1 pseudogene is annotated in these 293 nt (G+C 66.9%); it reads left to right on the top strand.

Annotation, left to right across the window (positions count from 1 at the left end):
* Positions 1 to 293 (top strand): annotated as a pseudogene (locus tag EN850_RS35625) (2-acyl-glycerophospho-ethanolamine acyltransferase); the annotation flags it as partial.

The following is a 293-nucleotide window of genomic DNA, read 5'->3' as shown; positions in this document are numbered from 1 at the left end:
CGGCGACATCGTGTCGGTCGACCGGGACGGCTTCATCACCATCCGCGGGCGGGCAAAACGCTTCGCCAAGATCGCCGGCGATATGGTGTCGCTCGGCGCGGTCGAGATGCTGGTGCAGTCGCTGTGGCCGGAAGAGCGCCATGCGGCGGTGGCCGTGCCCGACAAAAGGCGCGGCGAACGCATCGTGCTGGTCACCACCGCCGACGACGCCAATGCCGAGGAACTGCGCCAGTTCGGCAAGAAGGCCGGCGCGGCAGAGCTGATGGTGCCCAACGACATCATCAAGGTGGAAG

Origin of the sequence: Mesorhizobium sp. M8A.F.Ca.ET.207.01.1.1, from assembly GCF_004794715.1 — a bacterium.
Classification (GTDB): Bacteria; Pseudomonadota; Alphaproteobacteria; order Rhizobiales; family Rhizobiaceae; genus Mesorhizobium.
The sequence above is the reverse complement of the archived record's forward strand: the minus strand, read 5'-3'. Positions and strand labels throughout refer to the sequence as shown.